The following is a 24,058-nucleotide window of genomic DNA, read 5'->3' on the forward strand; positions in this document are numbered from 1 at the left end:
GTCTTGTCTAGATTTGGCGTTGTCGGGCGGTTTCGCAATGGCGCGACCCGTGGTCGCTAGAGCAATCCGAGCGCTGCCAGTTCGCGGCGCATGTCGTCCGGCATGTCCGCCGCGTCAGCTGACGCGTCCGCATCTAGGTCGGCCGGCGCCTCCGAGGCCGCCAGATAGCGCCAGCCCTGGAACGGAGCCCGCGGGCGCGGCACGACCGGCACGACCCGCGGTTCGAGCACCAGGGCGCAGCGTTCGATTCCGTCGTCGCCGACCACACTGCGAATGTCCTTGAGCCGCTGGCGGCATTGAATGAGCCCGCGGATCACCCAGTAGAGCGAGCCGCCGGCCAGCAGCGAATCGCGCCGCCTGGGGCTCATCCGGGTCGTGTGAACCTGCTCGGCGGGCAGGCCGAGCCGCGCCCGCTCCGCCTGCCGCTCGGCGATCCAGTCCTCGAGATCGGCGATCGAGCTCGCACCGACACAGAGCTTGACGAGGTGGACAGTCATCACGTCTCGAGCGTCGGGCGCCGCATCTGGAACACGTCGTCGACCACGGAATAGTCCATGTAGCCGAGCCGGGCGATGGGCCGGGCGCGGCTGATGTCGACCATGCCGTCGACGATGAGCCTCTCGTCGATATGGATGCCGACCACCTGTCCCAGCACCAGCCACTGGTCGGTGTCGGCCCCGTCGAGTCCGATCAATGGTATCGTCTGCAGGTGTCTGCATTCCAGTGCGACCGGCGATTCAGCGACGCGGGGCGGCTTGACGATGCGCGACGGCACCGCCGTCAGCCCGGCCGTGGCCAGTTCATCGACGCCGGCCGGATAGGGCGCCGAGGACTGGTTCACCTGCGCCCGCAGCTCCCAAGTTGCGAGATTGCAGACGAATTCCCCGCCTTCATCGGCATTCGTCGCGCTGTGCTTCCAGCCGGTCGAGCCGAAGGCGACGATGTGCGGATTGGTCGCGAAGGCGTTGAAGAAGCTGTAGGGGGCCAGATTGACCCGCCCGTCCCGGTCGAGCGTTGATATCCAGCCGATCGGCCGCGGCACGACAAGAGCCTTGAACGGATCGTGCTTCAGCCCGTGGCGGTTCTCAACGGCATCGTAGAACATGTTCACCCCCACACCCCGGCCGGACAACCGGCATCGATCCAATCCGGCAGCGCCTCGATACTGGCCAGCACCACATCCGCGAGGGGTTCGAGATCGGCGAGGCCACCGTTTCCGCTGAGCACCGCGATCGCCCAGCCCGCCCCGGCGGCACGCGCCATCTCCAGATCGTGGACATTGTCCCCAACGACGGCGACACAGTCCGGTGTCAGCCGTGCTGCGTCGCAGAAGGCGTGCACCATGTCCGGCCCCGGCTTCGGTCTGGCGACGGAATCGTAGCCGAACACGTGGGGCACAAGCGGTGCCAGACCCTTCGTTTCGAGAAACGCGCGCACCGACACCAACGAGTCGTTGGTGGCGATGCCGTAGGCCAGCCCGCGCCGCTCCAGCTCCCTGAAGAACGGCTCGAGGGCAAACAGCGGCGCCGAGGTGATGGGCCCCATCCGCGCGCAGGTCGTGTCGATATGACGCGCCAGTTCGAGACCACGCGCTGCATCGACGTCGGGCCACCACAGCGCGACCAGGTCGCGCGTCGACCCGGCAGCGAAGACCGATCCGGCTCGCAGTCGCCCGGTCGCTGTATCAAGACCGGCAGCCTCTGCCATCGCCTCGGCCCGTTCCGCGCCACCGAGCTCCTCCGCCAGGTGGAGGATGACCGGCCCCCAGGTGGCATCGCAGTCGATCAGCGTGCCATCCTTGTCGATGAGGACGCCCCGTGGCGTCATGTCAGCCGACCCATCGCACGACGATCGAGTCGAGATCCGGCCGATCGCGCTCCACCGGCGCTTCTGCCGGCGTGCCGATATGGATGAAGCCGGCAATCCGCTCGCCCTCCTTCAGGCCGAGCAGCCGCGCGACCTCCGCGTCGTAGGCCGGCCAGCCGGTCAGCCATTGCGCCGCGTATCCCGCCGCATGGGCGGCGTGCAGGAGGTTGAGGCATACGGCACCCGCGGAAAGCTGCTGCTCCCAGACAGGGATCTTCGGATGCTCCGCGGCGCGCGACACCACGGCGACGACCAGTGGCGCCCCGTCGCGCTTGCTGCGTTCGACCTCTGCCATCTGCTCGGAGGCCGCCTCGTTGCGTGACCGCCAGATTTCCATCAACCGTTCGGTGAAGACGGCTCGCTCCGGGCCGCCGATGATGATGAAGCGCCACGGCACGAGCTTGCCGTGGTCGGGCACCCGTGCAGCGATGCGCAGCATTGACTGCAGACCGGCGTCGTCGGGCGCCGGGGCCACCAGGCGGGCGGCCGGGATCGATCGGCGCGTGGAAAGGTATTGGATGAGGTCGCTGCTGTTCGTCACGGTCTGGACTTCTGCAAGGGTTCCGGCTGTCGAGGGACGCAGACAGGATGCTGCGACAGAAGAGAAAGCGCGCTGCCGGCAATTGTCCAGCCCTCGTGTTCCAGCCCTCGCGTGGCATCCGCGTGCAGCTGCCCAAGCCGCGCCACATTCGACCGGCGTATTGAGTCGCGGTTCCTGCCGCGGACGGTCGTTCACAGCGTCGAATCGCGTAAGATTTCCGGCTCAGGGCGAAACGTCACCGATGCAGTTCATCAGGATGCCAGACTGGCGCATGGTCCGCACCGCCGCCCGGCGGGCGTGGATCGCCGTCGCGCTTGCCGGCTGTCTTGGCCCAATCGACTCGGCCTCTGCCGGTTCGCTGATGGTCGTCGTCGACGGTTCGAACAGCATGTGGGCCGAGATCGACGGCGTGAACAAGATCGTCGCCGTTCAGGATGCCATCGATCGCGCACTGTCGACGCAGAACCGCGGCCTGTCGGTCGGCGTCGTCGCCTATGGCGCCATGCGCCAGAATGCCTGCTCGGACGTTGCGGTGGTGGCACCGCCTAAAGGCATCGCGGCCGAAGCGGCAATCGCGGCGGTGCGGGCGATCCGCCCCAAGGGAGCCTCGCCCGTCGCTTCGGCACTCGAAACGGCCGCCTCCGTTGCGCCGACGGGCGAGCCGTTGTCGATCCTGCTGATCGCCGACGGCACCGATAATTGCGGCGGCGATCCGGTGGCGGCTGCCCGCAGGCTCGCCGCCGAACATGCAGCGATCATTCACGTCATCGCCTTCGAGGCGATACGGCCCGACGGCCTCAAGGCCCTCGCGCCGATTGCCGAGGCGACGGGCGGAAGCTTCACCTTGGCCACCACGCTGGAGGAGTTCCGTGCAGCCTTCGCCGCCGCCGAGATCGCTGCGGCCGCCCACGACGGCAGGCCGGCTCCGCCGCTGCCGGCGCCCGACGTGGCTGAGCTCGCGGCCGAGCCCGAGGCGGAAGACCACCCGGCGCTGTTCACCGGTTCGGTCGAAGACGGCGCGGGCACGGGCGGCCCGCTGGTCCTCGCCCAGGCAGAAGTCCCCATGCCGCGCGAACGGCCGATACTGCCCGATCCGGCCGAGAACGACCCCGGGACGATCCGGGCCGGGCAGCCGCTCGACCTCCTGCGCGGCCTCAACGTTGACCCGGGCGCTGCGGTCGACCCGGATGCGCCTCGCCCGGACCATCGGCTGCAGCTTGCCGCGCGCCTCGTCGAAGGCGGCGAGATGATCGGCAGCGGTGTGATCTGGCGGATCTTCAAGGCGCAGCCGGGCCACGACGGCACGTTCGAGCTTCTCGAGGAAAGCGAGGCTCCGACGCCGAGCTTCGTGCTGCCCGCCGACGACTATATCGTCCACGTCGCGTACGGACTCGCCAACACGGCGCGGCGAATCTCGATGCGGGACGGGCCGGCCGACGAACAGATCGACCTCAATGCCGGCGGGCTGCGGCTGCACGCCGTAGGCGCCCTTGACGAACCGCTGCCGGACCGCAACCTGATGCTGTCGGTCTATTCCTCCGAGCAGGACGAATATGGCCAGCGCAAGCTGCTGGTCGAACAGGCCACGCCGGGCAAGATCATCCGCCTGAACGCCGGCACCTACCATGTCGTCAGCCGCTATGGCGACGCCAATTCCGTGATGCGCACCGATCTGCGCGTCCAGCCCGGGCAGCTGACCGATGCGACGATCCGTCATCAGGCTGCCGAGGTCACGTTCAAGCTGGTCAACGAGGCGGGTGGCGAGGCGCTGGCGAACACCGCGTGGAGCATCCTGTCGCCTGGCGGCGACGTCGTGAAGGAAAGCTTCGGCGCGTTCCCGAGCCATGTGCTGGCAAGCGGGGAGTATTCAGTCGTCGCCCGGCACGAGGGTCGGCTCTACTCCCAGGACTTCAGCGTCGAACCCGGGCGGGATCGCGAGGTCGAGATCGTCGCCCGATAGAGCTGCGGCCATGCCGGCTCTGCTGCCATGCCGGCTCTGCTGCGGCATGGCTGTGATTGGTCGGGGCCGAAACGGCTCCGGAAACATCAATCGGCGTGGATTGTAATCAGCTTCTGGCCTTCGCCGACCTGTTCACCGGCCGCCGTACTCACCTCGGTCACCGTGCCGTCCCGTCCGGCGACAAGCGTGTGCTCCATCTTCATCGCCTCGATGACCGCAAGCTTGGCCCCCTTCTCGACCCTGTCGCCGGCAGCGACATGCACGGAGATCACCTTGCCGTGCATCGGCGCGCGGATAACCGCGTCGCCATCGCCCGTATCCAGATCGAGCGCGAACGGATCGCGGAAGCAGACCGTCGTCTGGATGCCGTCGGCCAGCACGCAGACGCCATCCTCGAAATCGACCAGATCGACCTCGAATTCCCCGTCCGGAGCCGGATCCGTCATCCTGACCGCGGGCTCGCCGTCGGCCCATTCCAGATCGACGCTTTCCGGCACGCCGTCCACAAGGATGGGCGTACTGACGGCCCTGACGGTGCCCAGCTGGAAGCCGTCACAGACGCTCCAGGGACTGTAGCGCTCGTCGGAGCGCAACAGTCGATCGCGCTCGATACGCTCCACCTCGCGCTCGACGAGACGGATCGTCCCGAGCGCGATCGCAGCCTGACGCGCGCCGGGCGCGGCGGCGATCAGTTGGTCGAGCTTGCGGTCGATCATTCCCGTATCGAACCGACCGGCGCGGAAATCGCGATCGTCGGCGAGCCGTCGCAGGAAGCCGATGTTGCTCTTCGGCCCGGCCACGATGCTGGCGGCGAGCGCAGCCGACAGGCGATCAAGGGCCTCGTCGCGGGTTGCGCCATGCGCGATCACCTTGGCGATCATCGGATCGTAGAACGGCGTCACGGTGTCCCCCTCGCGCACGCCGGTGTCGATCCTCACCCCCTCCCCGCCGGCAAGCTCGAGCGCATGCAACGTACCGGTCGAGGGCAGGAAACCGTGCTGCGGATCTTCGGCATAGAGCCGCGCCTCGACGGCATGCCCGTCGAGCGGGATCTCGTGCTGCGTCATCGGCAGCGGCTCGCCCGACGCGACTCGGATCTGCCACTCGACGAGATCGAGTCCCGTGATCTCCTCGGTCACCGGATGCTCGACCTGCAGCCGTGTGTTCATCTCCATGAAGTAGAATGGCGTGTCGTCGGCAAGCGGCCGCGACCCGTCGACGATGAACTCGACGGTTCCCGCCCCCTGGTAGCCGACGGCAAGCGCCGCGGTCACCGCGGCCTCGCCCATGCGGGCGCGCAGCCCGGCAGTGATGCCTGGCGCCGGTGCCTCCTCGATCACCTTCTGATGGCGGCGCTGCAGCGAGCAGTCGCGCTCGTACAGGTGGACGACGTTTCCGTGGCAATCGCCGAAAATCTGGATCTCGACATGACGCGGCTTGGTGACGTACTTCTCGATCAGCACGCGGTCGTCGCCGAAGGCGGCTTTCGCCTCGCGCTTAGCACCGGCGAGCGCGTCGTCGAAATCCAAGGCCCGGTCGACACGTCGCATCCCCTTGCCGCCGCCACCTGCGACCGCCTTGATCAACACCGGATAGCCGATCTCGTAGGCCTTCTCGCGCAAGAAGTCCGGCTCCTGCCGATGGCCATGGAAGCCCGGAACCACGGGCACCTTGGCCTTCTGCATCAGCGCCTTGGCCTCATCCTTGAGGCCCATGGCGCGGATCGCGGAGGCCGGCGGCCCGACGAAGACGAGACCCGCCGCAAGACACGCTTCCGCGAAAGCGGCATTTTCCGAAAGGAACCCGTAACCGGGATGGATGGCGTCGGCACCGCTGTCGCGGGCAGCGGCGATGATCGCCTCGCCCCGAAGATAGCTGTCGGAAGCCGGCGCGGGCCCGATCGCAACGGCCCTGTCGGCCAGTTCGACATGCAGAGCGCGCGCATCGGCTGCCGAGTAGACGGCGACCGTCTCGATGCCGAGACGGCGGGCGGTTCGGATGATGCGGCAGGCGATCTCGCCGCGATTGGCGATGAGCAGGGTGCGGATCATGCCGAAGTTATGTCATCGGCGCGAGTGGTCGGCAATCGGCAGGCACGCGGCAAACCGACGGGGCGAACCCCGCGGTGACCGGTCGCTGTCGCCAGTCGCCCTTGCCGCCCCCCTTACGCCTGCCTCAACATGCCACGACGTTGACCGCGAGTCCGCCCTGGCTGGTCTCCTTGTATTTCTCGCTCATGTCGAGACCCGTCTGACGCATGGTCTCGATGCAGGTATCAAGCGGCACGAAGTGGCTGCCATCGCCGCGCAGCGCCAGCGAGGCGGCGGTGACGGCCTTCACCGCCCCGAGCGCATTGCGCTCGATGCAGGGCACCTGCACCAGGCCGCCCACCGGATCGCAGGTCATGCCGAGGTGATGTTCCAGTGCGATCTCGGCGGCATTCTCCACCTGGGCATTGCTGCCGCCGAGCGCCGCGGCCAGTCCGGCGGCCGCCATCGCCGATGCCGAGCCGACCTCACCCTGGCAACCGACTTCGGCTCCCGAAATCGACGCATTGTGCTTGATGATGCCGCCGACCGCAGCAGCCGCCAGCAGGAATGTGCGGACCCCTTCGGTGCCGGCACCCGGGCAATGGTCGACATAGTAGCGGATCACCGCGGGGATCACGCCGGCCGCCCCGTTGGTCGGCGCGGTCACCACCCTTCCGCCCGCAGCATTCTCCTCGTTGACGGCCATCGCATAGACCGACAGCCAGTCCATCACCGTGTGCTCGAACGGCCGGTTGAGCCCCGCCTCGCGCGCAAGCTGCGCGTGGATGGCGGCGGCGCGGCGGCGCACCTTCAGGCCGCCCGGCAGCTCGCCGGACGCCGCGAGGCCGCGCCGCATGCACGCATCCATTGCCGCCCAGATTCGGTCGAGGCCGGCATCGAGTTCGGCGTCGCTGCACCGGCATAGCTCGTTCGCCCGCTTCATCGCGGCGATGGACAGGCCCGACTCCTCGCCCATCCGCATCATCTCCGCGGCCGTCGCAAACGGAAACGGCACGGGTGTCGACGCGGCGGCCGGCGATGGCTCCTTCTCCTCGAGTTCGGCCGCGGTCTTCACGAACCCCCCGCCGATCGAGAAATACGTCTCCTCCGCGACAACATTGCCGTTGCTGTCGAGCGCGCGCAGCCGCATCCCGTTGGAATGGCCGGGCAGCGGCGGCCCATAGTCGAAGACGATATCCCGGTCCGGATCGAACCGCAGCGGCGGCAGACCCGGTGCCTCGATCCGGCCCGCGGCGGCGACCGTGGCGATGATCTCGGCGACGCGATCGGGATCGACCGCATCGGGACGTTCACCGGCAAGCCCCAGCACGATGGACCGGTCGGTGGCATGGCCCTTGCCGGTAAACGCCAGCGATCCGTGCAGGGATACCGACAGGCTCGCAAGTCCCTGCGGCCGGTCGCGCCGTAGCATGTCGAGGAACAGACCCGCCGCCACCATCGGCCCGACGGTGTGCGAACTCGACGGACCGATGCCGATCTTGAACAGCTCGAACACGGACAGGAACATCGCGGTCTCCTTGCGCGCACAGCCTACGGCTGCGCCGGACCTGGCCGTCATCTCAGCGCGACATTGCCTGCCTTGCCCGCGTCACCGGCAGGGGCTCACCGCGGCATCGCCGGCAGTGCGCGGCATTGGTCGGGAACCGGCTTTCCGGCGAGCCGGTCCGCCATCCAGGCCACCGCCGCCGGCGCGCCGAGCTTGCCGGCCGGATCGTGACCAGTACCCTTCAGCCATTCGAAGGCGACAGGCGTCCCACGGGCGCAAAGTTCGTTCGCGAACTGCTGGGTGACCTGCGGTCGGACCACCTTGTCGGCGCTGCCCTGCACAAGGAATACCGGCGCACCGGCCGGTGCCTTGCCTGGCGAGTTCTCCGCGAGCAGCCTCTTCCACGGTTCGATGCGGGTTACGTCGCCGACAAGGAATCGCTTCTGCAGGATCTGTTCGAGATCGACGATAACCAGATCCTCGAGATCGCTCTCGATGCAGTCCGCGGCGATCCCGTCGACCACGGGGCGGACGCCCGGATCGAGGACGGTTCCAAGCGGGGCGCCGTAGACCCGGTTCCACGACCACAGTGCGAACGAGGTGAGCACCTTGCCGCCCGCGCTTGCCAGATCATCCTTGAGCAGCTGGCCGAGATCGGTCGCCGGTGCCGCCGCGGCGACGCCGGCCAGTGTCAGTTCCGGGGCGTAGGCTGCCGCGAGCTGCCCGCTGAACAGCGCCGCATGCCCGCCCTGCGAGTGGCCCCACACGGCAAACCGCCGGGACGCCCCGGCCTGCGTCAGACGGTTGGCCGCGCGCACCGAATCGAGCACCGCCCTGCCCTCGCTGATGCCGACCAGATATGGATGGGCGCCCGAGGTCCCGAGTCCCGGATAGTCGGTCGCTGCCACGACGAAACCCTGCTCAAGCATCGCCTCCAACCCCTGGATCTGCTGGAACACCTGCGGCAGGAGCGAGGGGGCGCATCGCGTCGCGACACCTGTCGTCGGATGCGCCCAGGCGATCACCGGGCGTCCCCCGGTAGGCGCCGGTCCGGAAGGCACAACCACCACCCCGGAGACCGCGATCGGTCGGTTGTCGAGACCTGTGGACCGGTAGAGGACGCGATAGGCGCTGCTGCCGCCCGGCGACCCTGAAATTGGTGCCACTCGAAGGATTTCGCCGGGAGGACCGGAGATACGGTCGGCAGCGATCTCGTAGAACGCGCCGGGATCGGGCGGCTCGATCCCGCAGGAGGTCAGCGCCACGACCGAAGCGACCATTACCGTTCGTCCCGTCCGTCCAACGGCAGAGTGCCGCGGACCGGCCATACGGCCCATTCGCATCGCACGCCTCCCCGCGGCATGTCTTTTCGCAGGGCAGACTAACCGATCACGGGGCGGGATGGCATTCGTTCGTGCCACACGCAACGGACTGAGCCCGAGAACGACAGGGCATATGCCGCGATCGGCACATCCGATGCTGCAGCGACCGCCGGCAGCGGCACGGCTATGAAGGCTGCGGCCAGCGCCGCCGGCAGGACCATGCACAGGCCGATCATGATGTACGCCGCTCCTCGCGGCGGAGGCGCTGCCAGTGTCCGATCGGCTGCTGGCTGGTCATTCGACCGCGCCGACGGTCCGGCGCCTCACTTTCGGCAGGGGCAAGGCGCTGAGGTCACGCGACAACCCGCATCGGGTACGGACTCGTGTTTCGGATCCGCTACATCCGAAACACGCCGAACTTCGTCTCCGGCACCGGCGCATTGAGCGTCGCCGAGAAGGCGAGGGCCAGTACGCGCCGCGTCTCGCGCGGGGTGATGATGCCGTCGTCCCACAGACGCGCGGTGGCGTGATAGGGGTGTCCCTCGGCCTCGTAGCGGTCGCGGATCGGCTGCTTGAACGCTTCCTCCTCCTCGGCGCTCCAGGTTCCGCCATCGGCCTCGATGTTGTCGCGGCGCACGGTGGCGAGCACACTGGCCGCCTGTTCGCCGCCCATCACCGAAATGCGCGCATTCGGCCACATGAACAGGAAGCGGGGCGAATAGGCGCGCCCGCACATGCCATAGTTCCCGGCGCCGAATGAGCCGCCGACGATCACCGTGATCTTCGGCACCTTCGCGCAGGCGACGGCGGTGACAAGCTTCGCCCCGTCCTTGGCAATGCCACCCGCCTCGTAGTCGCGTCCGACCATGAACCCGGTGATGTTCTGCAGGAACAGCAGCGGAATGCGCCGCTGGCAGCACAGTTCGATGAAGTGCGCGCCCTTCAGCGCCGATTCCGAGAACAGGATGCCGTTGTTGCCGAGGATGCCGACCGGCATGCCATGCAGCCGTGCAAAGCCGGTCACCAGTGTCGTTCCATAAAGGCGCTTGAACTCGTCGAACTCCGAACCGTCGACGATCCGGGCGATCACCTCGCGAATGTCGTACTGGGTCGACAGGTGGCGCGGCACGATCCCATCGAGTTCGGCCGGATCGTAATACGGTTCGACGGGGGACCTGAGGTCGAGATCGATCGATTTGCGGATATTGAGCCCCGCGACGATCCGCCGGGCGATTCTCAGCGCGTGGTCGTCGTCGATCGCGTAGTGGTCGGCCACGCCCGAGCGGCGCGCATGAACGTCGGCGCCGCCCAGATCCTCGGCCGTGACCATCTCGCCCGTCGCTGCCTTCACCAGGGGCGGGCCGCCGAGGAAGATCGTGCCCTGGCGGCGGACGATGATCGTCTCGTCCGACATGGCCGGCACATAGGCACCGCCCGCCGTGCAGGACCCCATCACGACGGCGATCTGCGGGATGCCCTCGGCGGACATGTTGGCCTGGTTGTAGAAGATCCGGCCGAAATGCTCGCGGTCCGGGAACACGTCGGTCTGGTTGGGCAGGTTGGCCCCGCCGGAATCAACGAGATAGATGCACGGCAGCCGGTTCTGCAGCGCAATCTCCTGCGCGCGCAGGTGCTTCTTCACCGTCATCGGATAATAGGTGCCGCCCTTGATGGTGGCATCATTGCAGACGATGACACATTCGCGGCCCTCGACCCTGCCGATCCCGGTGATCAACCCCGCCGCGTGGATCGCATCCTCATAGAGACCGTAGGCCGCCAGCGGCGACAGTTCGAGGAACGGCGACCCCGGGTCGATCAGCCGCATCACCCGGTCGCGCGGCAGCAGCTTGCCCCGGCTGACATGGCGCTCGCGCGCCCTGGCGGAACCTCCCATGGCCGCCTCGGCCCGCTTCGCGGCGAGGTCCTCCACCAGCGCCGCCATCGCAGCGGCGTTCGCCCGGAAATCGTTCGATGCGATGTTGACGGCAGTCTCGATACGCGGCATCGGCGACCCTCCCGCGCCAAGCGTTAGACGAACCCCGCCATGCCGGCAAGCGCACCGCCCGGTCGCGACAGGTTCGCCATGATTCCGCCGCGAGCCGGGAGCACCCGTATCGCATTCGCTCCACTGTCGAGGTCGACCAAGATGGACCGCCGTCTGCTCCTGCCCGCCTGCCTCGCCGCCTCCTTGTTCCTGTCGATGGCCACACCGGCCGTGTCCGAGGACGATCCGGCGACCTTCGCCGAACAGGTCTACGATGCCGGCTGGGACGCCATCACCGCTGACGCCAAGACGCGTCGCGACTGGCTGTCCGGGCCGTTTGCCAAGGTTGTGGCCCGGCACGAAAGACTTCAGGAGGACGAGCGCATCGGCTACGATCCCCTCACCCAGGGCGACGAGGCTGATCTCGACACCCTGACCGCAACCGTCACCGACGATAACGCCAAGACGGCCACGGTCGAGGTCGAGCTCGAGGTCGACGGCGAAGCGCGGACCATCACGCTGGTTCTGAACCATTCGCCCAAGGGGCTGCGGCTGAGCGACATCAGGCGTCCGGACGGCACCAGCGTGAGAGCCGACATGGAAAAGGCGGTCAAGCATGCAGCCGGCGCCGGCGACAAGCCGGTGAAGAAGCAGAAGCCCGAGAAGAAGAGCTGATCGAACCCAGGGGCGCGACCCGACCGCCCGCCGGACTGCGACGGCCGCCAATCAGGATGCAGCTTCGCCCGGCGCCGGTTCGGGACGCTCTATCGGGCCGCCCGCCTTCTCCCAGGCACCGAAGCCACCATCGATATGGCAAACCGGCCGCATCCCCATCCGCTGGGCTGTCTGGGCCGCCAGGGCCGACCGCCAGCCGCCCGCGCAGAAGAAGACGAAGCGGGCATCGCGGGCGAATACCGGCTTGTGGTACGGGCTGTCGGGATCGATCCAGAACTCGAGCATGCCGCGCGGCGCATGGACCGCACCGGGAATGCGGCCGGTGCGCGCCAGTTCGCGGATGTCCCGAAGGTCAACGAAGACCACGTCGTCGCGGCCGTGCAGCCCGATCGCCGTCTCGACGTCGATTGTCTCGATCTCGGCAAGCGCGTCATCGACGAGCTTCCGGAACCCCGTCGTGATCGTTTGCGGCACCCGATCCTCCCCTTCCGTCCCAGCGCCATTGCCGGCCAGTATAGGAGGCCGGCGGCGGCGCGAGAATTCGGTCGGTGCAGACGTCAGCGGCGCGGCCCCTTCGGACCGCGCCGGTCAATTGCATGATGACAGGGAAAGGGTCAGCGCGCCGCTATGGCGTTTGGCTCGAAGCCGCCGAACAGCGCTGCAATCAGCATCACGCCAACGAGCACCGCCAGCGTCCACGCCGTCACCCGAAGGTACGACGGCCCTGCGTCACGTTCCATTCAAGATCCTCTTGCGCTCCGCCGGCCCTTGCGCGCTCAGCTCGCGGTTCCGGACGGGCGCTCTGGTTACGATTTATTAGGATTTGTTGCAAGGGCCTGCTGCACCGCAATATGGTCATGCACGGATGACACCGAAAGCCGGGCCCGCCACTCAACGATCCGGGCCCGGCAGAGGTTCCGAGCTCTTGCCGGTGAGATAGTAGGCGACCAGCCCTACCCATTCGCGCGTGGCCACATCGATGCGCCGCAATCCTTCGGAGGCGGAATCGAACGGGCGCCAGACGTCCTGCCAGCCGCGGGTGCGGAAATCGACCGGGTAGGCTTCAACCGGAAAACCTGCGGCTCGGAAGCTGCCGATGGCGCGCGGCATATGCCAGGCCGATGTCACCAGGAGCCAGGTCTCGCCGTCCCCGGGCTGAACCAGTTCACGGGTGTAGACCGCATTCTCGTGGGTGTTGCGCGAGCGGCCCTCGAGTTCGATCCGGTCCGGATCGACGCCGAGGCCGGCAAGAAGACGGCCGGCCAGATCGGCTTCTGTGCCCTCGTCGAACAGCAGGCGTCCGGATCCGCCCGTGAACACCAGCCGCGCCCGTGGATACCGGCGCGACAGCGCGGCGAACTCGACAACCCGTTCCGCCGTTTCGTTCAGGGCGACACTGCCCCGGGCCGAGCTGGTGACGGTCTCGAACGATCCGCCCAGCAGGATGATCCCGTCCGGCGGAATCGAGTTGGCCTGCCAGGCGGGGAACCGTTCCTCGAGCGGCAGGATCAGCCACTGGCCGAGCGGCGAGAAGGCACAGACGATGAGGCCCGTCAGACCGAGGCCGAGCAGCCAGCGTCCCAGACGCCGCAGGCGGCCGGCGAGCAGGGCAAGTGCCCCCGCGGCCGCCATCGTCAGCAGCAGGTTCGAAGGCTGCAGCAGGAACCAGGCGATCTTGGACAGGTAGAAGAACATCCGACGGCCTCCGCGCGACCGTCACACCCGACCATGCGACGGAGAACGCCGCAACCCTTCCGGCAAGGGCGACCGCCAGAACGATTTCCGGAGCGCAGACGCCACCTGTCCGTCAGGAACTCCCACGGAACAGGCAGTTGGGACGGAACATCGGATGCGCGAACCGATCTCTACAGCGACCGCATCGCCGGCTCGGGCGGGTTGATGTCGGCATTGGTGGTGCGCGTACCGACGCCGATGATCGTCGTGGCGAGCACGGCGGCGACAACAATGGTCAGGAGCGCTGTCTTCGGACGCATGGCACGGGACTTCGCACAGGGAAGTTGTCAACGTGCAGATCGGCTTAGCGTGATCGTGATGAACGAACCCTGAATGCCGCCGGTCCCGGCCCCAGCAAGCTGTCGGCATGGCTAACGCAAGGTAACCGCCAGCGGCATCGACTGTCTGCGCGCGCCCCGTTCGACGCGGGAGACCTGTCAGGTACCGTCCACGGAAGCGGCGACCAGCTGCTGCGTCCGCGCTGGGTTCAGCGCGTCGCGCCGGTCGAGGCGGTAGCAGCCCAATATACACGGCGCTTCGCCCACCATGTCCGCACCGAAGGGCAGCACCGCCGGCCCGCCGCCGACCCAGGCGAAACCCGCCAGTCCGATCCGGCGATGCAAGGCCATGGTTCCCTCCCCGGATGTCGTGGGGCCCGGCCGCAAGCCGCAGTCGCCTCCCCGGCACCTGGTCGCCATCCGCCCGACGTTCCGCGCGGAAAGCCCGATACGCTACGCCTCAGTCCCAGTCGGGCGCCCAGCTCACCTGCACGACCCGACCGTCCGGTCGGGCCAGCCCGGCGATGGCCGCCATTTCGGCATCGGTCAGGGTGAAGTCGAAGACATCGAGGTTCTCGGCCAGCCGCGCGGTCGAACTCGTCCGCGGGATCGCGATCACTCCCGATTGCTGCACCAGCCATCTGAGCGCCACCTGGCCGGCCGTCTTGCCGTGACGGGCCGCGATCTCCTCGATGACCGGATCTCCGACGACCCGGCCCCGCGCCAGCGGACAGTAGGCGGTCAGCGAGAGGCCGTGGCGCCGGCAGGCCGCCATCACCCTGCTCGCGTCGAGGAACGGATGGTACTCGACCTGATTGGTCACCAGCGGCTCTGGGCACAGCCGTACCGCCTCCTCGATCAGCGCCACGGTGAAGTTCGATATCCCGATGTGGCGGGCCAGTCCCCGCTGCTTCACGCGAGCAAGGGCGGCGAGGCTGTCGGCGAGCGGAATCGCCGGGTTCGGCCAATGGATCAGCAAAAGGTCGACGTAGTCGGTGCCAAGGCGGGCAAGGCTTTCCTCGGCACAGGCCTCGAGTTCCCCGGGCGCAAGGCGATCGTACCAGACCTTGGTCGTCAGGAAGATATCGCCGCGTGGCACGCCGCTGGCGCGTATCGCCGCGCCGACCTCACGCTCGTTGCCATAGGCCTGCGCGGTGTCGACGTGACGATAGCCCAAGGCGAGGCCCGCCTGTACGATGTCGGCGCATTGCGCGCCACGCAGCTCCCAGGTCCCGAGCCCAATGGCGGGGATCCTCGCGCCGTTCGCCGTCACCTCGTGCATGCCTGCAACTCCCTGTAGCCATGTGCGTCGGTCCGGGGCATATCTACCGCGAGAATCGCCGGAGCCAACAATCGGATGTCGTCAGAGAAGCGAAAGGTTGCGCTCTGGTCGTTGCTGGCGAGCGGCGTCCTCGCCGCGTCCAAGTTCGTCGTCGGCATCATGACCGGCAGCCTCGGAATCATCTCGGACGCCTTTCACAGCCTGCTCGACTTCGGAGCGACGATCATCACCTACATGGCGATCCGGGTCAGCGACCGTCCGCCGGACCGCACGCATCATTTCGGCCATGGCAAGATCGAGAGCGTCGCCGCTCTCGCCGAGACGGCGCTGCTGGTCGGCACTACCGGCTGGATCGTCTACGAGGCGATCAGCCGGCTTGCGGCCGTCGAGCAGCCCCACGTCGAGGTCGGCTGGATCGCGATTGCGGTGATCGTCGGCTCGATCCTCATCGACTACAACCGGGTGCGCGCCCTGCGCCGGGTGGCAAAGAAGTACAAGAGCCAGGCGCTCGAGGCCGACGCACTCAACTTCTCGACCGACATGCTGAGCTCGGCCGTCGTCCTGGTCGGCCTCGGATTGACGTGGCTCGGCTATCCCAAGGCGGACGCGCTGGCAGCCATCGGAGTCGCCATGTTCATTTGCGTCGCAGCCTGGCGGCTCGGCAAGCGCACCCTCGACGCGCTCATGGACGCCGCTCCGGCAGGCGCCTACGACAAGATCGCGACCATCGTGCGCGAGGCCGACGGCATCCTAGGGCTGGAGCGGCTGCGCATCCGTCCGGTCGGGGCGACGCTGTTCGTCGATATCGATGCGACCGTCGGCAGAACATTGCCGCTCGATCGCGTCGCCGCCATCAAGAGTGCGGCCATCGACACGATCCTCGACGCCTTTCCCGAGGCAGATGTCAGCTTCACCGCTCATCCGGTGGCGCTCGACGACGAAACGGTCCATGACAAGGTCATGCTGATTGCCCGCCGTCGTGCCCTCGCGGTCCATCACATCACTGTCCAGCACATCGGCGAACGGCTGTCGGTGAGCTTCGACATCGAGGTCGATGGCCGCCTGCCGCTGCGTGAGGCGCACGAAATGGCCGACGGGCTGGAAAAGGCGATCGCTGACGAACTGGGAACCGATGTCGAGGTCGAAAGCCACATCGAACCTTTGCACGTCGCGACGCTCGACGGCCATGATGTCGAGGAGCCCCGTCGCGAGGCCTACACGGCCCTGCTCTCCGACCTCTCGCGGATCGACGGCCGGCTGAGCCAGGTGCACAATGTCCGCGCCCGAACGAACGATCACGGTGTCTTCGTCACCTTCCACTGCCGGGTCGATCCGTCGGCCCCGGTCGAGGCTGTGCATGCCGCAGTCGACGACCTCGAATACGCCTTCCGTCAGCGCGCGCCCGAGGTCTGCCGAGTCATCGCCCACGCGGAGCCGCTACCGGAGTGAGCGAGCGGCCGCAGCATCGGGCCGATCAGACGGCGTGCCGCTCGGGCTGTATGTTGCAGGACTTGACGCCGGGCAGACGCGCGATCTCGGCAGCCTGCCCGGCATCGTCGAGCAGGACCCAGAACATCGATCGGCCAACCGGGTTGCGCGCCCCGGGAGCCAGCGCACCGACATTGCCGGGCCCGACGACCGCTTCGATGCGTTCGATCGTGGCGGCACGCTCGCTGTCCGAAAGGGCCGACTCAAGGGTTGCGACCGCGTGCTGCCTGTTGCGAGTCCGGGACATTACCCTGCTTGCCGACGCCTGGCCTGTTGGTGACCAGATTATAGAGGTTCAATCGACCATGGCCATAGTCCTGGTGGAACGCGTGCCCTCCACCGGTCATTGTCGGGGTCGCATCGCTCGTGTGGCGCAGAGCCGCGATCACCTGATCGATACCGCGCTTTCCGTACACCGCCATGTGGATCGCCAGCGCCGCGGTGACATGTGGCGTCGCCATCGAGGTTCCGTCCCAGGCGTCGAACCAGGTTCCCCTCGGAATCTTCCTGCCGGGCCGCGGTCGGCTGCCCTCATGCTCGATCTTGAAGCCGCTCCATCCCTCCGTGATCGGCAGTGTCGACCAGATCGCCGTTCCCGGAGCGCAGACCGTGATATGGGGTCCGCGATTGGAGAAGGTGGCAACACGGTCGAGCGGATCGGTCGCCCCGACTGCCACCACGTCCACATGCGCTGCGGGATACATCCTCGGACTCCCCAGCTGCCTCGAATTGCCCATTGCCGCGACCAGCAGCGCGCCCGAGCTTTGCAGCGCGTTGAACAGCATCCGCTCCTCCTCGGAGGGCGCTCCGGTACCGCCGATGCTGAGATTCACCACGTCGAGTTCGGCATCCACGCATTCCGACAATGCCCTCAGATAGAGTCTCGGGTCGACCACGAACCGGTATTCGCCGATCGAGTGGATGAGCGTCGGCTCGTCGGAGAAGATCTTCCAGACATGAAGCGGACACTCGCACAGCCCACGGATACCGGTCCGCGTGTCGAGGCCGGCGGCGATCGTCCCCGCGACGTGGGTACCGTGCCCGACGATATCCTTCGGCCCGGACACGACATTCAGGTCCGGGTAGCTGAAGTCGTACCGCATGACCCGTCCGGCGAAGAGCGGGTGGTCGAGGTCGATGCCGGTATCGAGCACGGCGACCTTGACCTCCGTCGGCTCCCGGTAGGACGGATCCGCCCGTGCCGCGGGCCAATGAATGGCGTCGAATGACCAGCCGACCGTCCTGGCCGCCTCGCCTTTAGGATCCACCGGTTCCCGACTCGCCTGGCGTGACCGGGACGGCTGCGCCATGAGGTAGCGAACCGGCACGGCCTCGGCGCGCATCGACACATCCTCGGCAATCTCGCGCCGCAGTCGGTCGAGCCGCTGGCCGGAGCGCAGCTTGACCAGATTGGTCCCGCGCAGGATCGACTGCCCGATACGTTCGGGATCCCTGACGATCAGAGACGAGGCAAGTGCGAGGTGCACACCGAGAGGATCGCCGGCGAAGGCCGGGGCGACGCTGCCTTCGGCCACCGGAGCGAGCGGCTGCACCTCCTCGATCTGCCCCTGCCGGGCCAGCGATGCGAGCACGGCAAGCCCTGGATGCTCGGCCTCGACCTCGGCAATGGCAACATCCGGCGCATCCGCACCGCGCAGCGAGCCCAGTCTGGAGGGGTCGATGTGCAGCGCCTTCGCCGCAGTACGGGCAGCACCAAGCAGGCGGGCCGCCAACGCGCCTGCCCGCCCATCGACATTGACCAGCAGCAGGTTGTCGTGGGTATCCGCCAGCGCATCGCCGGAAAAGTATGCCATCTGCATGGGTTACCTCAGGAGTTGCCGACCGAGCCTCTCTGTACTTATACGAGAAATTGAAAGAATAGACACGCTTAAGTTGCTTTTGTCGAGCCGCCGTTTAACTCGCCAGCGCGAGCGGCCCAACGACGCGGTCGCGGCCGGCATGCTTGGCCCGGTAGAGCGCCTTGTCGGCTTCCGCCAGCAGCTGATCCACGGACGAACGCCCCGTCTGCGCGGCCGCCACACCGACACTGACGGTGGAACGGATCACGATCCCGCCGTGCTCGATCGGTTTCAGCGAATACGCGGCCCTGATCCGTTCTGCCACAGCCAGTCCATCGGACTCCCCGGCGCCGGGCAACAGCACTGCGAACTCCTCGCCGCCGAGCCGCCCGAATATGTCGTCGACACGCAGACAAGACCGCACCACATCGGCGAAGACCCTGAGCGCCCGGTCGCCGGTGGCGTGACCGAACCTGTCGTTGATCTGCTTGAAGCAGTCCAGATCGAAGACCAGCATCGCGACGTTTGACGCGGGCCCGCCCCGGGTCCTCAGACGCTTGGCTGCTGCCTCGATCAGCGCGCCCCGGTTGAGCGCTCCGGTCAGGGTATCCACCGCTGCCGCAGCCCTCTGGCTGGCCAGCGCGCGCTCCATGGTGATGGCGACGACCAGTACGGCGGCTGCAATACCCAGCATGATCGGCATGAGAACCCAGAGTCCGAACCAGACGTCCGGTGCCATGACCTCGGCCGGAGGCGGCAGGATGAGCGTCGCCGGAACACGGATGCCGTAGAGCACGGCCTGGATCGCGTGCGCCACCACCAGCATGTAGCGGGCTGACAGTGCGTCCGCCCTGCCCCGCCAGAATTCGTAGGCCGTCGCTGCGCAGTAGGAAGCATAGAGCGCCGAAAAGCCTGCTGCCCGCGTCTGGAAGGAGTCGTAGAAGGCGGGAACACGGCAGGCCACAAGCCAGACTACCGCCCCCAGGAACAGCGTCCACACCGGCATGTGGCGGCCGTCGAAGACGCGGCTTCCGCCCCAGGCGAACGCTGCCCCGACCAGAATGAGCGCATTGGCCAGATCGATCGAGAGCGGATCGGCAATGCTGCCGCGCAGCAGGATCAGGATGCAGCCGGCCGATTTCAGCAGGTAGCTTGCGCTCCACCATCCCAGCAAGCGCTGGTCCTGATCCTGATACCAGGCGATCCCGAGCAGGATCGCGATCAGGAACGTTGTTGCCGCCGCCATGAACACGATGGTGAAGGTGTCGAGCATCATGACGTAGCGGCAACCCTGCTGTCCCTTCAGCGGACGCACTATGCACGGTTGCCGTTAACGGAAGACGAAGAGCCGACGCGGCGTTGCAGCAATCGGCGGCGCTACGGACCGTTCAGCGCGTCTCCTCGAACAGCTCCCGTCCGATCAGCCAGCGCCGGATCTCGCTCGTTCCGGCCCCGATCTCGTAGAGCTTGGCATCGCGCAGCAGGCGCCCGGTCGGGTATTCGTTGATGTAACCGTTGCCGCCGAGGCACTGGATCGCCTCGAGCGCCATCCAGGTGGCGGTTTCGGCCGCGTAGAGGATCGCGCCGGCGGCATCCTTGCGCGTCGTCTGCCCCCGGTCGCAGGCCTTCGCCACCGCGTAGACATAGGCGCGGGCGGCGTTCATTCGGGTGTACATGTCGGCGAGCTTGCCCTGCATGAGCTGGAACGATCCGATCGGCTCGCCGAACTGACGGCGCTCGTGCAGGTACGGAATCACGACGTCCATGCAGGACTGCATGATGCCGATCGGGCCCGCGGCCAGCACCACACGCTCGTAGTCGAGGCCGGACATCAGCACGTTGACGCCGCGTCCGACCTCTCCGAGTACGTTCTCTTCCGGCACCTCGCAGTCCTCGAAGACGAGTTCGCCGGTATCCGACCCGCGCATGCCGAGCTTGTCGAGCTTCTGTGCCGTCGAGAAGCCCTTGAACCCCTTCTCGATGATGAAAGCGGTGATGCCGCGGGGACCGGCGTCCGGATCGGTCTTGGCATAGACCACCAGCGTTTCGGCGGAGGGACCGTTGGTGATCCACATCTTCGAGCCGTTGAGGATGTAGCGGTCGCCCTTCTTCTCGGCCCGGGTGCGCATCGACACGACATCGGACCCGGCACCCGGCTCAGACATGGCGAGGGCACCCAGATGCTCGCCCGAAATCAGCTTCGGCAGATAGCGACGCTTCTGTTCCTCGGTGCCGTTGCGGCGGATCTGGTTGACGCAGAGGTTGGAATGGGCGCCGTAGCTCAGCCCGATCGAGGCCGACCCCCGGCTGATCTCCTCCATGGCAACGCAATGCTCGAGATATCCCATGCCGGCGCCGCCATACTCCTCTTCCACGGTGATACCGAGTACGCCCAGCGCCCCGAGTTTCGGCCAGAGATGGCGCGGAAACTCGTTCGTTCGATCGATTTCCGCCGCAATCGGGGCAATCTCGTCGTCACAGAACGAGCGCACCGCATCGCGCAGCATGTCGGCGGTGTCGCCGAGATCGAAATCGAGAGACGGATAGTCGTTTCTCATTCCCGGACCCTCCTGTTCGGTCGCGACCTGCGTTAGGGCAGTTTGCCAGGTTCAAGCCCGACGCGGATGTCGGCGGATCGGCAAGGCATCGGATTCGCCTGCAAATCCCGCGATCCGGCTCCTCACCGGCCGGCATCCTCGCGCGCGGTACACGCCCCATGTCCACATCATGCTCTGGCCTGACCGGGGCATCCTCAACCCCGCGATTGTCTCACCCCAGCTTCACGCTTGCCCGCTCGACGATCGCGGCCTCGTCGAGACCGTCGGGCATCAGGCCGAAGGCCAGTCCAGCGCCCTCCCCGAGCCGCGTTGCGCAGAAGGCATCCGCCACGAAGGCCGGCGCCGCGCGGATCAGCAGCGAGGCCTGAAGCCCGACCGCCAGCTCTTCGGCGATCCGTCGTGCATCGGCTTCGGCGAAGCGGCGGGAGGCAATGCGGCCGGAAATGCGGTCGATATGAGCATCGAACCGCGGATCAGTGCCTTCGGCGAGGCGAAGCTCCGCCATGACCGCCTCCAGCGCGCCAGGTTCGCGGGCGATCGCACGCAGCACGTCGAGTGCCATGACGGTCCCGGTCCCCTCCCAGATGCCGTTCAGGGGCGCCTCACGGTAGAGCCGGGCCATTTCTCCGGTCTCCACATAGCCGTTGCCGCCGTGCACTTCGAGCGCCTCGGCGACCAGCGCCGGGGTTCGCTTGCACAGCCAGAACTTGGCGATGGCGACCGCAATGCGCGAGAAGGCGGCGGCCTGCCCGTCACGCGCCGCTTCGTCGAACGCGCGGGCAACACGCATCGCCAGCGCGGTCGCCGCCTCGCTTTCCAGGGCGATGTCGGCAAGAACCCGGCGCATTGCCGGCTGGTCGACGAGCTTCTTCTGAAAGGCGGTCCGGTAGCGCGCATGGTGGATGGCGCGCGCCACCGCATTGCGCATGATGCCGGCCGCGGAGATTGCCGTGTCTAGCCGGGTATGATGCACCATCTCGATGATGGTCTTCACCCCGCGCCCCTCCTCGCCGACCATCCTGGCCCAGGTGTGTCGATACTCGATCTCCGACGAGGCGTTGGAGCGATTGCCGAGCTTGTCCTTGAGCCGCTGGATGAGGAACACGTTGCGCTCCCCGTCCGGCGTCCAGCGCGGCACGAAGAAGCAGGAGAGCCCCGCATCGGTATTGGCGAGAGTGAGGAATCCGTCGCTCATCGGTGCCGAGCAGAACCACTTGTGGCCGGTCAGCAGGTATTCGCCGCCCGGTCCGCCGGCACCGATCGCAACTGCACGGGTGGTGTTCGAGCGCACGTCGGAGCCACCCTGCTTCTCCGTCATCGCCATGCCGATCGTTGCCCCGGTCTTGACGGAGGCCGGCAGAAAGCGCGGATCGTAGCGGTCCGACAGGATGCGTGGCTCCCAGTCCGCAGCGATCTCCGGTTGCTGGCGCAGCGTCGGCACGGCCGCGAAGGTCATCGTGACCGGACACAGCACGCCGATCTCGGCGAAATTGAACAGGAAGTGCAGTCCTGCGCGTGCGACGAATGCCCCCTCCCTCGGTTCGGCGAAGGGCAGCGCGTGGATGTTCTCGGCGATCGCCTTGCCGAGCAGCTCGTGATAGCTCGGGTGGAACTCCACCTCGTCGATGCGGTTGCCGTACCGGTCATGCGTCTTCAGCACCGGCGTGCAGGTGTTGGCGAGCCGCGCCAGGTCCTGGGTGCGGCCGCTCGCCACCCATTCACCGAGTTCGACCAGCCGGCCATGCGCCCAGCCGCCGCCTTCGCGTGCGATGGCTTCGCCGAGCGCCGCGTCGTGCAGGAAGGCGTTGAAATCTTCCAGCGGCGGCACCTGGTTCGTTACCTCGTGCGTCGCGCCCGGATCGCGCATGGCGCCGACTCTCCTAGTATAGCTGATCTGACCCACCTGCCGGCTGCCTCCGGCGAGGCTCATACTAGCTGAAACGACGGCGGAGGGCGGGCGGCATCCCGCTGCGCCCCCGCCCCGCGATGGCTGCCCTGGCGGGTCGGCAGATCCCGTATCAGTCGTCGAGACCCTCGAGACAGATCATCGAGAGCAGCGCGGTCGCCACATGCGTCTCGCGCTCCGCTTCGATGCCGTAGACGTCGGATCGGCACACTGTCAGCGTGCGCCCCGGTTTCACGACCCTGCCCCGCGCGACGAGCCGCTCGCCCCTGGCCGGGTTGATCAGGTTGATCTTGAATTCGGTCGTCAGCACGCCCGTGCCCTTGGGATAGAGCGACAGCGCCGCATAGCCGGCCGCAGAATCCGCGATCGAGGTCGTGGCCCCGGCGTGGAAGAAGCCGTGCTGCTGGGTGAGGTCCGGCGCATAGGCCATCGACAGGTCAATTTCGCCCGGCGCAGCGTGCGAGATCTCGATGCCGAGCAGCCGCATGAATGCCTGACGGGCAAAGCTCGCCCGGACGCGAGGCTCCCAGTCCGGATCGCGTGGTTGAAAACTGGTCACTCCCGACCTCCCCTGATCGCCGTGAGACGCTGCCTGCAGCCGTCCTCGACGGAATCGAGTTCCGCCAGCGTCTGCTCGATATCCCGCTTCTTCTGTTCGAGCTCGGCCCGACGCTCCGCGATCCTTGCGAGCAGCCGTTCGAGCTGGCCAATCTCGCCCGGCGCCGCGCCATACATGTCGATGATCTCGCGGATCTCGGCGAGCGAGAATCCGAGCCTCTTGCCCCTCAGCACCAGCATCAGCCGCGTCCGGTCAGCGGCCCGGTACAGACGCGTTCGCCCCCGGCGGATGGGCGAGATCAATCCTTGCTGCTCGTAGAAGCGCAGCGTCCGGGTCGTCACCCCCAGTTCGCGGGTGAGCTCCGTGATGGTGAGCAACGGGCGGGTGATGGCGTCCTCGCCGGTCGATGATTGAAGGGACGAATGCAATGATTTTTGACTTTGACGTAAAAGTCAATATAATTCACAAGATCAAATTGCTTCAATGCATTGAGAAGAATTGAGAAGCGTGCGGATGATCCGCTCGTCGGATCGGCCGCCGGAGGATGGCGGCGCCACGGTACCGCGCGA

The 24,058-nt window shown here is 67.1% G+C and carries 24 protein-coding genes; 3 read left to right on the forward strand and 21 right to left on the reverse strand.

Going from position 1 to position 24,058, the window contains the following annotated elements:
- Positions 1-56: 56 nt before the first annotated feature.
- The 4 genes from EDC22_RS04980 to EDC22_RS04995 are packed head-to-tail and all read right to left on the reverse strand — an operon-like array spanning position 57 to position 2,407.
- Positions 57-497: a DUF1489 family protein gene (locus tag EDC22_RS04980; RefSeq protein WP_132805500.1), complete on the reverse strand. Its 441-nt coding sequence runs from the start codon at positions 495-497 to the stop codon at positions 57-59.
- Positions 497-1,105, reverse strand: coding sequence for a flavin reductase family protein (locus EDC22_RS04985; protein ID WP_132805501.1), 609 nt, complete (start codon positions 1,103-1,105; stop codon positions 497-499). The genes EDC22_RS04980 and EDC22_RS04985 overlap by 1 nt, the downstream gene beginning before the upstream one ends.
- 2 nt (positions 1,106-1,107) lie before the next feature.
- A complete protein-coding gene (locus EDC22_RS04990) occupies positions 1,108-1,827 on the reverse strand; it encodes an HAD family hydrolase (RefSeq protein WP_132805502.1) in 720 nt (239 codons plus the stop codon).
- Position 1,828: 1 nt separating this feature from the next.
- A complete protein-coding gene (locus EDC22_RS04995) occupies positions 1,829-2,407 on the reverse strand; it encodes a nitroreductase family protein (protein WP_132805503.1) in 579 nt (192 codons plus the stop codon).
- Between the two features lie 241 nt (positions 2,408-2,648).
- Here EDC22_RS04995 and EDC22_RS05000 point away from each other — a divergent pair, with 241 nt between their 5' ends.
- Complete coding sequence (locus EDC22_RS05000) at positions 2,649-4,367, forward strand: vWA domain-containing protein (RefSeq protein ID WP_207903692.1); 1,719 nt, start codon at positions 2,649-2,651, stop codon at positions 4,365-4,367.
- Positions 4,368-4,453: 86 nt separating this feature from the next.
- On the opposite strand, the gene EDC22_RS05005 is transcribed toward EDC22_RS05000, so the two are convergent.
- From EDC22_RS05005 to EDC22_RS05020, 4 genes are all read right to left on the reverse strand, one after another.
- The gene (locus EDC22_RS05005) at positions 4,454-6,418 is read right to left on the reverse strand and encodes an acetyl/propionyl/methylcrotonyl-CoA carboxylase subunit alpha (protein ID WP_132805505.1); all 1,965 of its coding nucleotides are present in this window, start codon (positions 6,416-6,418) and stop codon (positions 4,454-4,456) included.
- A 124-nt stretch (positions 6,419-6,542) separates the two neighbouring features.
- Positions 6,543-7,925, reverse strand: a complete 1,383-nt coding sequence (locus EDC22_RS05010) for an L-serine ammonia-lyase (RefSeq protein ID WP_132805506.1) — start codon at positions 7,923-7,925, stop codon at positions 6,543-6,545.
- Positions 7,926-8,020: 95 nt separating this feature from the next.
- Complete coding sequence (locus tag EDC22_RS05015) at positions 8,021-9,184, reverse strand: alpha/beta fold hydrolase (RefSeq protein WP_165926799.1); 1,164 nt, start codon at positions 9,182-9,184, stop codon at positions 8,021-8,023.
- Between the two features lie 439 nt (positions 9,185-9,623).
- The gene (locus EDC22_RS05020; RefSeq protein ID WP_132805508.1) at positions 9,624-11,231 is read right to left on the reverse strand and encodes a carboxyl transferase domain-containing protein; all 1,608 of its coding nucleotides are present in this window, start codon (positions 11,229-11,231) and stop codon (positions 9,624-9,626) included.
- Between the two features lie 141 nt (positions 11,232-11,372).
- Here EDC22_RS05020 and EDC22_RS05025 point away from each other — a divergent pair, with 141 nt between their 5' ends.
- Positions 11,373-11,885 carry a hypothetical protein gene (locus EDC22_RS05025; protein ID WP_132805509.1) on the forward strand — a complete coding sequence of 171 codons (513 nt, stop codon included), beginning with the start codon at positions 11,373-11,375 and terminating at the stop codon, positions 11,883-11,885.
- A 51-nt stretch (positions 11,886-11,936) separates the two neighbouring features.
- Here EDC22_RS05025 and EDC22_RS05030 read toward each other — a convergent pair whose 3' ends face one another.
- From EDC22_RS05030 to EDC22_RS05045, 6 genes are all read right to left on the reverse strand, one after another.
- Positions 11,937-12,359, reverse strand: coding sequence for a rhodanese-like domain-containing protein (locus tag EDC22_RS05030; protein WP_132805510.1), 423 nt, complete (start codon positions 12,357-12,359; stop codon positions 11,937-11,939).
- Positions 12,360-12,499: 140 nt separating this feature from the next.
- Complete coding sequence (locus EDC22_RS18195; protein ID WP_281048271.1) at positions 12,500-12,625, reverse strand: hypothetical protein; 126 nt, start codon at positions 12,623-12,625, stop codon at positions 12,500-12,502.
- A gap of 151 nt (positions 12,626-12,776) precedes the next feature.
- Complete coding sequence (locus EDC22_RS05035; RefSeq protein WP_132805511.1) at positions 12,777-13,580, reverse strand: YdcF family protein; 804 nt, start codon at positions 13,578-13,580, stop codon at positions 12,777-12,779.
- 170 nt (positions 13,581-13,750) lie between these two features.
- Entirely contained in the window at positions 13,751-13,879 is a 129-nt protein-coding gene (locus EDC22_RS18200) for a hypothetical protein (protein WP_281048272.1), read from the reverse strand.
- Between the two features lie 177 nt (positions 13,880-14,056).
- Complete coding sequence (locus EDC22_RS05040; protein ID WP_132805512.1) at positions 14,057-14,248, reverse strand: hypothetical protein; 192 nt, start codon at positions 14,246-14,248, stop codon at positions 14,057-14,059.
- Between the two features lie 109 nt (positions 14,249-14,357).
- Positions 14,358-15,179 carry an aldo/keto reductase gene (locus tag EDC22_RS05045; RefSeq protein WP_132805513.1) on the reverse strand — a complete coding sequence of 274 codons (822 nt, stop codon included), beginning with the start codon at positions 15,177-15,179 and terminating at the stop codon, positions 14,358-14,360.
- A 75-nt stretch (positions 15,180-15,254) separates the two neighbouring features.
- Here EDC22_RS05045 and EDC22_RS05050 point away from each other — a divergent pair, with 75 nt between their 5' ends.
- The gene (locus tag EDC22_RS05050) at positions 15,255-16,628 is read left to right on the forward strand and encodes a cation diffusion facilitator family transporter (RefSeq protein ID WP_132805514.1); all 1,374 of its coding nucleotides are present in this window, start codon (positions 15,255-15,257) and stop codon (positions 16,626-16,628) included.
- A gap of 25 nt (positions 16,629-16,653) precedes the next feature.
- On the opposite strand, the gene EDC22_RS05055 is transcribed toward EDC22_RS05050, so the two are convergent.
- From EDC22_RS05055 to EDC22_RS05085, 7 genes are all read right to left on the reverse strand, one after another.
- Complete coding sequence (locus EDC22_RS05055; RefSeq protein WP_132805515.1) at positions 16,654-16,914, reverse strand: hypothetical protein; 261 nt, start codon at positions 16,912-16,914, stop codon at positions 16,654-16,656.
- On the reverse strand, positions 16,871-18,487 hold the full coding sequence (locus EDC22_RS05060; RefSeq protein ID WP_132805516.1) for a S8 family peptidase: 1,617 nt from the start codon (positions 18,485-18,487) through the stop codon (positions 16,871-16,873). The genes EDC22_RS05055 and EDC22_RS05060 overlap by 44 nt, the downstream gene beginning before the upstream one ends.
- Positions 18,488-18,581: 94 nt before the next feature.
- Entirely contained in the window at positions 18,582-19,781 is a 1,200-nt protein-coding gene (locus EDC22_RS05065; protein ID WP_132805517.1) for a GGDEF domain-containing protein, read from the reverse strand.
- Positions 19,782-19,854: 73 nt separating this feature from the next.
- Complete coding sequence (locus EDC22_RS05070) at positions 19,855-21,024, reverse strand: isovaleryl-CoA dehydrogenase (RefSeq protein ID WP_132805518.1); 1,170 nt, start codon at positions 21,022-21,024, stop codon at positions 19,855-19,857.
- Between the two features lie 211 nt (positions 21,025-21,235).
- The gene (locus EDC22_RS05075) at positions 21,236-22,891 is read right to left on the reverse strand and encodes an acyl-CoA dehydrogenase family protein (RefSeq protein ID WP_132805608.1); all 1,656 of its coding nucleotides are present in this window, start codon (positions 22,889-22,891) and stop codon (positions 21,236-21,238) included.
- 151 nt (positions 22,892-23,042) lie between these two features.
- A complete protein-coding gene (locus tag EDC22_RS05080) occupies positions 23,043-23,489 on the reverse strand; it encodes a PaaI family thioesterase (RefSeq protein WP_132805519.1) in 447 nt (148 codons plus the stop codon).
- A complete protein-coding gene (locus tag EDC22_RS05085) occupies positions 23,486-23,866 on the reverse strand; it encodes a MerR family transcriptional regulator (protein ID WP_207903693.1) in 381 nt (126 codons plus the stop codon). The genes EDC22_RS05080 and EDC22_RS05085 overlap by 4 nt, the downstream gene beginning before the upstream one ends.
- Positions 23,867-24,058: the final 192 nt, after the last annotated feature.

The organism is Tepidamorphus gemmatus (genome assembly GCF_004346195.1).
GTDB classification, from domain to species: domain Bacteria; phylum Pseudomonadota; class Alphaproteobacteria; order Rhizobiales; family Tepidamorphaceae; genus Tepidamorphus; species Tepidamorphus gemmatus.

Bases quoted from the DNA above. Each gene is read 5' to 3' on its own strand.
- EDC22_RS05070 (WP_132805518.1), bottom strand. From the start codon at position 21,024: ATGAGAAACGACTATCCGTCTCTCGATTTCGATCTCGGCGACACCGCC.
- EDC22_RS05075 (WP_132805608.1), bottom strand. From the start codon at position 22,891: ATGCGCGATCCGGGCGCGACGCACGAGGTAACGAACCAGGTGCCGCCG.
- EDC22_RS05045 (WP_132805513.1), bottom strand. From the start codon at position 15,179: ATGCACGAGGTGACGGCGAACGGCGCGAGGATCCCCGCCATTGGGCTC.
- EDC22_RS05010 (WP_132805506.1), bottom strand. From the start codon at position 7,925: ATGTTCCTGTCCGTGTTCGAGCTGTTCAAGATCGGCATCGGTCCGTCG.
- EDC22_RS05055 (WP_132805515.1), bottom strand. From the start codon at position 16,914: ATGTCCCGGACTCGCAACAGGCAGCACGCGGTCGCAACCCTTGAGTCG.
- EDC22_RS04985 (WP_132805501.1), bottom strand. From the start codon at position 1,105: ATGTTCTACGATGCCGTTGAGAACCGCCACGGGCTGAAGCACGATCCG.
- EDC22_RS05015 (WP_165926799.1), bottom strand. From the start codon at position 9,184: ATGGTCGCTTCGGTCGTGGCGCTGACCTCCTGCGGGATCGAGCCGCCC.
- EDC22_RS05005 (WP_132805505.1), bottom strand. From the start codon at position 6,418: ATGATCCGCACCCTGCTCATCGCCAATCGCGGCGAGATCGCCTGCCGC.
- EDC22_RS04990 (WP_132805502.1), bottom strand. From the start codon at position 1,827: ATGACGCCACGGGGCGTCCTCATCGACAAGGATGGCACGCTGATCGAC.
- EDC22_RS05040 (WP_132805512.1), bottom strand. From the start codon at position 14,248: ATGGCCTTGCATCGCCGGATCGGACTGGCGGGTTTCGCCTGGGTCGGC.
- EDC22_RS04980 (WP_132805500.1), bottom strand. From the start codon at position 497: ATGACTGTCCACCTCGTCAAGCTCTGTGTCGGTGCGAGCTCGATCGCC.
- EDC22_RS05050 (WP_132805514.1), top strand. From the start codon at position 15,255: ATGTCGTCAGAGAAGCGAAAGGTTGCGCTCTGGTCGTTGCTGGCGAGC.
- EDC22_RS05020 (WP_132805508.1), bottom strand. From the start codon at position 11,231: ATGCCGCGTATCGAGACTGCCGTCAACATCGCATCGAACGATTTCCGG.
- EDC22_RS05060 (WP_132805516.1), bottom strand. From the start codon at position 18,487: ATGCAGATGGCATACTTTTCCGGCGATGCGCTGGCGGATACCCACGAC.
- EDC22_RS18195 (WP_281048271.1), bottom strand. From the start codon at position 12,625: ATGGAACGTGACGCAGGGCCGTCGTACCTTCGGGTGACGGCGTGGACG.
- EDC22_RS05000 (WP_207903692.1), top strand. From the start codon at position 2,649: ATGCAGTTCATCAGGATGCCAGACTGGCGCATGGTCCGCACCGCCGCC.
- EDC22_RS18200 (WP_281048272.1), bottom strand. From the start codon at position 13,879: ATGCGTCCGAAGACAGCGCTCCTGACCATTGTTGTCGCCGCCGTGCTC.
- EDC22_RS05025 (WP_132805509.1), top strand. From the start codon at position 11,373: ATGGACCGCCGTCTGCTCCTGCCCGCCTGCCTCGCCGCCTCCTTGTTC.
- EDC22_RS05035 (WP_132805511.1), bottom strand. From the start codon at position 13,580: ATGTTCTTCTACCTGTCCAAGATCGCCTGGTTCCTGCTGCAGCCTTCG.